We start from the raw sequence: 9,097 nt of genomic DNA on the forward strand, positions 1-9,097 counted from the left end.
AAACAACCCGCGACTGAAGTCGCAGGCTTTATCGTGAAGCGCAGACATGGTTGCCAACATCCGCACCTCCAACATTAGGCGTGCTTACGGCCGCCCTTGGCGGAACCGCCGTTCCGCCAATCCGGGCAAGATTCCGACTTGCGTTCAAGTCGCTATGCGCCCGGAGACCACAGTGAGGACACACGAAACGATGCTTCGTGCGTCTGCCCAATTGTTTACAAGACGAGCAGGTTTGGCTCGTGTAGGCCGGATCGACGTATTCGACCGCGATGCCGGCCGATTTCGCCTTGTACTCGACAAAGCGTTGGAGCTGCCGGAAGGCTCAGCGATGCAATCTTCCGCGCATGCGCTTGCCAGCCTTGATCCGGTCGCGGATATGCGTCAGGTCCTCCATCGTGATCTTGGAGACTCCGGCCTCGAGCGCCTCCCGCACGATGGCCTTGCTCGTCTCGTGGTTCACATGAGTGACGTGCCGCCTCTCCTTGCCGGAGACCTGCCGGAGCTTCTGTTTTGCGCTTCGGCTGCCGTTGGACTGGAGACGGCGACGCAGGGCGAGATGGCGGTCGCGACGATCGCACAGACGACCGCCGCCGAATATCCCTCCCAAACTATGTGCCGCGAGATTGTTTTCGCCGACATCCACGCCCATTACCGGGCCGGATGCGATCGGCTCCTTGTCGTCGGATTCGACGACGAGGTTGAAATACCAGTTGCCTTTGCGAAAGACCAGTTCCGCCTCCTTCGGCCGGCCGAAGGAGAGGATGCGCCGCTGGTGTTCCCCAAGACGCATCGGAACGATGACGCGTCCGCCCAGGGTATAAAGCGAGACGGCATTCTTCTTGAGCGCGTAGGTGCGCTTGTCGAAGTGGACGCTGGCGCGCTGGAAGCTGATTGCCGGAACCGGCGTGTCTTTCGGAATCCGTCCGGTTACCTTGAGTGCCTTGTACGCCTTGCAAACCGAAAAGATGGCATTGCAGCACATCTGGCTGCCCAGCGGAGTCGAAGAACGCATCTCCGAATAAGCGCGTTGATGCAATGCCACCCGATTCCAGACCCGATGCTCGCGAACGACGGCGGAAAGCCGCTGGCAGGCGTTCGCAAAGTCGGATTGCAGCGCGGCAAGCGCCGCTCGCTGCTCTGGCGACGCGTCCAACTTGATCGACGCCGTGCGCATCATGGCCTATCGCCTCTTGGTGACGTGTTCGGATCGTTCGATGTAGCGACGGATGGTTTCCGCGCTGACATTGCCGGCGGTGCCGACGTAATAGGATGGAGACCAGAGATGTCCATCCCACAACCGCTCCTTAAGTGCTGGAAACCGTTGAAACAGCAAGCGAGCCGTAACGCCCTTGAGCACCTTGACGGCGTCGGCCACGGCAATGGCGGGAGGCATGCTGAGAAACAGATGGATGTGGTCCGGCTGAATCTCCTTGGAGATCATCGGCCAATCTCTTTCCGCGCAAATCGAATCCAGCATCGCTCGCATTTCCTCGGCCATCGGTCCCGTCAACACGTCGATCCGATACTTCTGGCACCATACCACATGGTATGCGGTTTTGTAAACACGATTGCGATTGGTGACAACGCGTTGCGTGTCGGAAAGACTACGTCACGTGTTGTGTTCCGCGCAATCGCAATTCCTCCCGCGATTCAAATCGCAGGTTTCCTTGCAGGAACTCTATGAATCAAGGAGCGTTTCTCACCCTGGACGGATGTCGTTTTTGCATCTGGGCTCCCTATCGTTCGCGCTGTGAGCTCTCTCTGGTCGATCCGATCCAGCGGATCTATCCAATGGAAAAGGATGGCACCGGCTATTGGACCGTGACCGTACCCGAGGCCAAGCCGGACTGGCTCTATCAATACCGGCTGGACGGAGACCGGGAGTTTCCGGATCCCGCCTCGCGCTGCCAACCCCGCGGAGTCCATGGGCCTTCGGCGATCACAGGCGATCACTTTCCCTGGACGGATCGATCCTGGACAGGGCTTGCCCTGCCCGACTACGTCCTCTACGAGATCCACGTCGGAACCTATACTCCGGAGGGGAGCTTTGCCGCGATCCTCCCGAGACTTCCCGAGCTTCGAAAGCTCGGCATTCGCGCCATCGAGATCATGCCGGTCGCGCAGTTCCCTGGCAGGCGGAACTGGGGCTACGACGGCGTCTACCCTTTTGCCGTGCAAACCTCTTACGGCGGGATCGCCGGTCTCAAAACGCTGGTCAACGCCTGCCATGAGGCGGGAGTCGCCGTCGTCCTCGACGTGGTCTACAACCACCTGGGTCCCGAGGGGAACTACCTCTCCCAGTTCGGTCCCTATTTCACCGACAACTACCGGACGCCTTGGGGGCCGGCAGTCAACTTCGATGACGCGGACAGCGACGAGGTTCGCGGCTACTTCCTGCAAAACGCCCATACCTGGTTTGCGGAGTTTCACATCGATGCCCTCCGCCTTGATGCGATCCACGCGATTCATGATGAATCGGCCTTTCCCTTCCTGGAAGAGCTAGCCCTGCGCACGCGGGAATGGGAGCGGGAGATCGATCGACCGCTTCTTCTTTTTGCGGAAACCGACCGTAACGATCCCCGGCTCGTTCGACCGAGACCGGGCGGCAACGGGCTTCCCGCCCAGTGGTGCGACGACTTCCATCACGCCCTTCACGGGCTGCTGACCGGCGAAAGACAGGCCTACTACGTCGATTTTCGGGGCGTGACGGATCTCGCCAAGGCCTTCTCCCAAGGCTATGTCCTCGATGGCCGCTACTCCGCCTATCGGCGCCGGCGTCACGGCGCCCCGCCGGATGGGATCGGACGTCATCAGTTGGTGGCCTTCGCCCAGAATCATGACCAGGTCGGCAATCGGGCACACGGCGATCGCCTCAGCAGCATCCTCGACTTTTCGTCCCGGAAGCTGGCCGCCGCCTGCCTGCTCTTCTCGGGCTTTCTCCCCCTGCTCTTCATGGGGGAGGAATATGGAGAGCCCCACCCCTTCCCCTACTTTGTCGATCACGAGGACCCGGAGCTCCTGGAAGCGGTGCGCAAGGGCCGTAAGCGCGAATTCGCCGCCTTTCACGATGGGGCAGGCGATGACATCCCCGACCCGGCCGCCGAGGCGACCTATTTTTCCGCCGTCCTTCAATGGGAACTCCGCCATGCGGGGAGCCACGGCGTCCTTTGGGAACTCCATCGAGAACTTCTCGCCTTGCGGGAACTCGTGCTTCGCCATGTCCCGCTCGAGGGGAGCGAGAATTTCTGCGAGGCGGACGAGAAGACCGGGCTTCTTCGGCTGAGGCGCAAAAGCGGAGAGGCGCGGGTGGAAAGCTTTTTCAACTTCTCGCCACAACCGCGCTCGATCCGCGTCGATCCGGATCTCCCCATTGTCGAGAAGATTTTTGACACCGAAGAAGTTCGGTGGATGGGGGAAGGCGTCCCCGGACCGAACCGCCTCGAACCCGCCTCCCTCCTCTCCTTAGCCGCTCGCAGCGCCGTTTTCTATGCCAGGGGCATCGACTCCGCCCGATATCCAGAGAGCGACCGGTAGCTCAGCCATCGCTTCTTCCAGCGGGAGCTGCCCCTTCCAATGGCGCGAATTCCCCGTAAGGGCGCATCGCCACGAGCCGGAAAGCGATTCGGGAAGAGGAGCCGAGGTATCGCTCCATGCCGCCGGACCGATCGGTGCCTCCTCGCTGGAACAGAGCTGCGTGACGAAACGGGGAACGATCGCGATCAGGTGCTGCGTTCCCCAGGAGCGCAGGAAGCCGAAGGCGTGCTCTGCCCGCGGTCCGGAAAAAGGGATCGGCTCATAGCTGCCGGAGCGGAAGATCTCCGGGAAGAGCCGCCGCGCCTGCAAAGCCTTGTGCGTGACGAAAAGCTTGATCCTTCCATCCTCGGCATGCGCCAGAAGCTCCTTCCGATAGCCCGGCTGGTCTCCGTTCCGGCGGATTTCCGCCAGGAGCTCTCTCCGCAGACTAAAATCGACGGGCCGTCGGTTATCCGGATCGACAAAGGAGAGATCCCAGAACTCCGTCCCTTGATAAAAGTCGGGAACCCCGGGCGCCGCCGTCTTCAGGACAACCTGGGAAAGCGAGTTGAAAACCCCGTACCGGGCGATCTTCTGCTGAAAGGGAAGGAAAGCCGCCAGAAACTCCTTTCCTTGCTCCCAATCGAGAATCTGATCCAGAAAGGCGCAGCATTGCTCCTCGTAGAGACGGTTCGGATTCTGCCATCCGGAAAAGCTCCGCGCCTCCCGGCTGGCCTTGACGAAGTAGGCCTTGAAGCGCTCGCGGAACTCTTCCATCTCCCCATTCTTCCACGGCCAGCCCCCCAAGAGAGCCTGGTAGATGGCATACTCCGCATTCGCGTCGGGAACAGAAAGATCGCCAAGCCTGGGCTTCTTCCCCGCATTGATCTTGGTCCACTGGGCGAGCAGAAGCGCCCATTCTTCCGGAAGTTCGGCCAACACACACAAGCGGGCACGAGCGTCCTCCCCCCGCTTTGCGTCGTGCGTCATCGTGGCATTGAGCGTGTGAGGCCAGTGGAGCGATCGATCTCTCAGGAATTGATGGAGTTCCTCCGCATCGATCCCGAAGCGGGAAGGATCGCTTCCGACCTCGTTCAGGGCAAGAAGCCGATTGTAGACGTAGAACTGGCAATCTTCCGAGCCCTTGGCCATCAGAGGGCCGCTTAATTGCTGAAAACGGCGGACGAAGTCGAGCGCCTGCGCTCGGTCCTCCTCGGCCAGAGCGTGCGGCATCTCGCCAACGAGAAAACGGCGGATGAAGTCAAGCTCGGTCTTGAGCTGCGGCAGATTCTCTTCCGAAGTCTGGATCGCTTCGTCGATCCACCGCCGATCCTCCGGACTTGGTCCATCGGCATCGACGTAGGAACGATAGACCGGGAAACAGGAGAGCGCCTCGACTAAGGCTCTGCGAATCGCGTAGATCGTCACGTCCGGCCCAAACCAGAGACGGGCGCAGAGCGAGTGGATCATCAAGGCGATGCGGTCGAGATCCCCCGCGAGTCGGCGCCCGATGACGAAGCGCTTCTTTTCCCTCAATAGCCGGCCATAGCTCTGCTCAAGCCTGGTGAAATCCTCATAGCAGCGGGTAAAGGCTCCCGCGCACTCTTTCGGGCAAAAGAACTGCGTGACCATGGCCAGGAAGTCGTATCCAGTCGTGCCTTCGACGGGCCAATCCTTCGGGAGATCTTCTCTCCCGAATGCCAGGATCTTCTCCACTACGGTGTAGGTATCCGGCAGGGCTTTCCGTAAACTATCGAGGTAGGCACGCGGACGATAGAGCCCGTCGATATGATCGACGCGAATCCCGGTGATCTTTCCTTCCGCGACCAAGCCCTGAATCAGCCGGTGGACACGCGCAAAGACCTCTTCCCGCTCAATGCGCACCGAAATGAGATCGTTGACCGTAAAAAAACGCCGATAGTTGATCTCTTCCGAAGCCACCCGCCAGTGGGCAAAACGGAACTGCTGCTCGGACAAAAGCTGATCCAGGAGCGCCAGCGATTCCGGGGTGGGATTAGCGGGAGAGAACCTCTCCAGGCTCCGGTCCAGAGAGGTCCGCACGAAGCCATTCTTCTGATAGAGCTCTTCCAAGACTCCCTTCACGAAGGTGGTCTGGTCGATCCTCTCCTCGCGGCTCGCCGCGGAACCCAGGTTGCGAACCGTGTAGATGACGCCCAGGAGCTTCAGATAGTCCGGATCCCGGCGCTCCAAGCGGTTGCGAATCTGCTGCTGGACCTGCGCAAGAACGGTTCCGTAGCTTTCGATGGAGAGCGGGAATCGGTGATCGAAATAGGAGACCCAAAAGCCACCCTTTTCAAAGGACAAGCGAATCTCCCCTTTTTGCAGCGCCTCTCCGTAATGAGGACTCAGGAACGGGGCAAGTACCCGGCCCCGGAGCGTGGGATAGGGGTGGTTCCACTCGATGTCGAAGAACTCGTAGAATTCGGATTGTGGGCCGTTTTCAAACACGTCCATCAGGAACCGGTTTTCCTTGTCGTAGGCCATGTGATTGGGAACCACATCCTGAAGCCATCCCATCTGCCGGCGGTGGACGTCTTCCATGAGGCGAGTGAAGGACTCGAGGGAGCCGATCTCCGGATTGAGCTCTCCCGGATCAACAACGTCATATCCGTGACTGCTGCCCGTCCGCGCTCGCGTGATCGGCGATGCGTAGACATCCCCGATTCCCAATTCACCGAGATACGCCACGACGGGCTCCAAGGCTGCAAAATCCAGTTCTTTTCGCAGCTGAACACGATAAGTAGACAAGGGAATGCGCATACGTGCGGCTCTTTGCCCAACCTGCAATCCTGCAGGCTCGCCTTCAGGCAGGAGTGCGCTTCAGCTCCTCCCGACCTTAAATCGGATCTGACTGACCGAGAGGCGGCATCCGGCGTCGACCGGAGCGGGAGCGGCGGGGCACCAAAAGCCCACATTCCTGCACTTCCTCCTGCACGGCCACGGCCGGACATGGACCAATGGACGAAAGCATGGCAAAGCTCCCTGTCGAAAGCAAGGCCCCCGCTTGCTGTTTCTCACTAGCCGCCATTTCTCGCAAAGTTCGTAGCCGAGGCACCGCAAATGGGCTTGGATGCGAGGCGCGGCGCCGGTTTTCCCCCGGAGCTGTATGAGGAACATACTGCAAGGAGGAAAAACCAAGGCCCAACGAAGCAGACAGGTCCATTTCGCATGCCGCAGGAGAAAGCTTCTGAGAAATGGCAGTGAGCCAACGATGCTCCAGAAGAGAGGCGATTCTCTTTAGCGGAGGCGCAGAATCGGCTTGATTGCGGCGAACCCGCCTGCTACGGATTCGTCTTATCGGCTTCTTTACAAAGCCGACTGGAGCGAAGAGTTTCGTCTCGAAGCCATCCATCCACGGAATCGGAAAACCCCCGTTGCTAGCCTGCATGTCTCCCAAAGTTCGTACCCGAGGCGTGGTGAATGAATCTGGATGCAAGGCGGGGCGTAGGTTTTCCCCAGGAGTGGTATAAAGACATACTGCAAGGAGGAAAAACCAAGGCCCAACGAAGCAGACAGGTCCATTTCGCATGCCGCAGGAGAAAGCTTCTGAGACAGGCAGGCTACCCTCGAACCATCCCAATCCTATGAACTCTCCCACCGCTTTACCCGCCTGGCGCAAGCTTCAGGCGCACTACGCCCAGATCAGCCCGCTTCATCTTCGGGATCTCTTCCGCGAGGATCCAGGGCGCGCGGAACGCTTTTCTCTCTCCCTGGAGGAGATCGTCTTCGACTACTCCAAGAATCGGGTAACGAACGAAACCCTCGCACTATTGCTGGAGCTCGCGCGGCAGGCGGATCTGCCGGGCTGGATCCAAAAGATGTTCGCCGGGGAGAAGATCAACGTGTCCGAAAGACGCGCGGTTCTTCACACCGCGCTCCGCAACCCTCGCGGCAGCTCCGTCCTCGTCGACGGGAAGGACGTAATGCCAGAGGTACATGCCGTTCTCGATCAGATGAGGAAATTCAGCGAAGCCGTGCGAGAGGGTAAATGGCGCGGGTATACGGGGCAGCCGATCCATGACGTTGTGAACATCGGCATCGGCGGATCCGACCTCGGCCCGGTGATGGTCACCCATGCCCTTCGCCCCTACCACTCTTCCCTTCGCCTCCATTTTGTTTCCAACATCGACGGAACTCAGCTTACCGAAGCTCTCCGGGACCTCTCTCCGGAGACGACTCTTTTCCTGATCTCTTCGAAGAGCTTCGGCACCCTGGAAACGCTCACCAACGCCCGATCGGCCCGCGCATGGCTTCTCGAAAAGGCCAAGGATCCCGCCGCAGTGGCGAAGCATTTCGTGGCGATCTCGACCAATGAAAAGGCGGTCGTTGCCTTCGGCATCGACAAAAAAAACATGTTTCCCTTCTGGGACTGGGTCGGCGGCCGCTATTCCCTCTGGTCGGCGATCGGCCTCTCCATCGTTCTGGCCATCGGCATGGATCACTTCGAGGAGTTGCTGGCCGGGGCGCACGCGGTGGACGAACATTTCCGCACGGCTCCGTTCGAGAAGAACATTCCTGTCCTCATGGGACTTCTCGGCATCTGGTACAACAACTTCTTCCAGGCGTCGACCCACGCGGTCTTCCCCTACGACCAATATCTGGCCTTTCTCCCGGCCTATCTGCAACAGGCGGACATGGAGAGCAACGGGAAACATGTCCAAAAGGACGGGATTCCCGTTTCCGTGACGACCGGGCCGATCCTCTGGGGTGCCCCAGGAACCAATGGACAACACGCCTTTTTCCAGCTTCTCCACCAGGGCACCAAGCTCGTCCCCGCCGATTTCCTCGTCCCCGCCCAGAGCCAAAATCCCTTGGGTCCCTCGGACGAGCATCACCGGATGCTGCTGGCCAACTGCCTGGCGCAAACCGAAGCGCTTTTGAGAGGCAAGACCGCCAACGAAGTGCGCGGGGAGATGGAGGCCGCCGGGTTGCCAGCCGACGATGTCGCCCGGCTCATTCCTCACCGGACTTTCGAAGGCAATCGCCCCTCCAATACCTTTCTCTTTCGCAAGTTAACGCCTCGCGCCCTAGGCAGCCTGATTGCCCTCTATGAGCACAAGATCTTCGTCCAAGGGACGATCTGGAACATCGACTCCTTCGACCAGTGGGGGGTCGAGTTGGGCAAACAGCTCGCTCAACTCATCCTGCCCGAACTGAGCGGAGAACCCGCACACAAGCCGCACGACTCCTCCACCGAACGCCTGCTTCGCCTCGTGCGTTCCTGGCTCTAGCCGCAGGAGAAAGCTTGTGTGGAGTCGAGGAGTGGCGCGGTGCGACGTAGGAGAGCCATAGCGGGAGCTGCCCCTTTCGGTATGACAGTGCCTGAGTATCTCTCCCTATCGGCCGTTTCCACTCCCCGCTCATCAAACCGAACAGGCGGATTTCCCGCATTCGGCTTCCGGACAAGGTTGGTGCAGGATTATGCCCACGGTAAGCTCCTCATACAGCTCTCGAGGGAGAGGAGGTCGAACTTGCCTTCGCTTTCTCCTGCAACGTCATCTGGAGCTTCCGAACACGCAAGGGAGGTTGTAGGCGTACCGCCACTCTCCGTTCTCGCTCCTTC

Annotated in this window: 4 protein-coding genes and 2 pseudogenes; 2 read left to right on the forward strand and 4 right to left on the reverse strand. The window is 59.8% G+C overall.

What is annotated here, in order from left to right:
* Window positions 1–28: 28 nt before the first annotated feature.
* The 3 genes and pseudogenes from A37A_RS21510 to tnpA all read right to left on the reverse strand — a co-directional run.
* Window positions 29–307: pseudogene (locus tag A37A_RS21510) on the reverse strand (transposase); the annotation flags it as partial.
* Between the two features lie 15 nt (window positions 308–322).
* Complete coding sequence (locus A37A_RS17410; RefSeq protein WP_018291748.1) at window positions 323–1,177, reverse strand: transposase; 855 nt, start codon at window positions 1,175–1,177, stop codon at window positions 323–325.
* Between the two features lie 3 nt (window positions 1,178–1,180).
* Window positions 1,181–1,570, reverse strand: a pseudogene (gene tnpA, locus A37A_RS0112075) (IS200/IS605 family transposase); the annotation flags it as partial.
* 110 nt (window positions 1,571–1,680) lie between these two features.
* Here tnpA and treZ point away from each other — a divergent pair.
* Window positions 1,681–3,534, forward strand: coding sequence for a malto-oligosyltrehalose trehalohydrolase (gene treZ, locus A37A_RS17415; RefSeq protein ID WP_018291750.1), 1,854 nt, complete (start codon window positions 1,681–1,683; stop codon window positions 3,532–3,534).
* On the opposite strand, the gene treY is transcribed toward treZ, so the two are convergent.
* Window positions 3,463–6,294 (reverse strand): malto-oligosyltrehalose synthase, encoded by a 2,832-nt coding sequence (gene treY, locus A37A_RS0112085; protein ID WP_018291751.1) that lies wholly within the window; start codon window positions 6,292–6,294, stop codon window positions 3,463–3,465. The two genes, treZ and treY, sit on opposite strands and share 72 nt — an antisense overlap.
* Before the next feature lie 824 nt (window positions 6,295–7,118).
* Between treY and pgi the strand changes: the two genes are divergently transcribed.
* Window positions 7,119–8,765: a glucose-6-phosphate isomerase gene (pgi, locus tag A37A_RS0112095; protein WP_020494397.1), complete on the forward strand. Its 1,647-nt coding sequence runs from the start codon at window positions 7,119–7,121 to the stop codon at window positions 8,763–8,765.
* Window positions 8,766–9,097: the final 332 nt, after the last annotated feature.

Source organism: Verrucomicrobium sp. 3C (assembly GCF_000379365.1).
Lineage (GTDB): Bacteria > Verrucomicrobiota > Verrucomicrobiia > Methylacidiphilales > Methylacidiphilaceae > Methylacidimicrobium.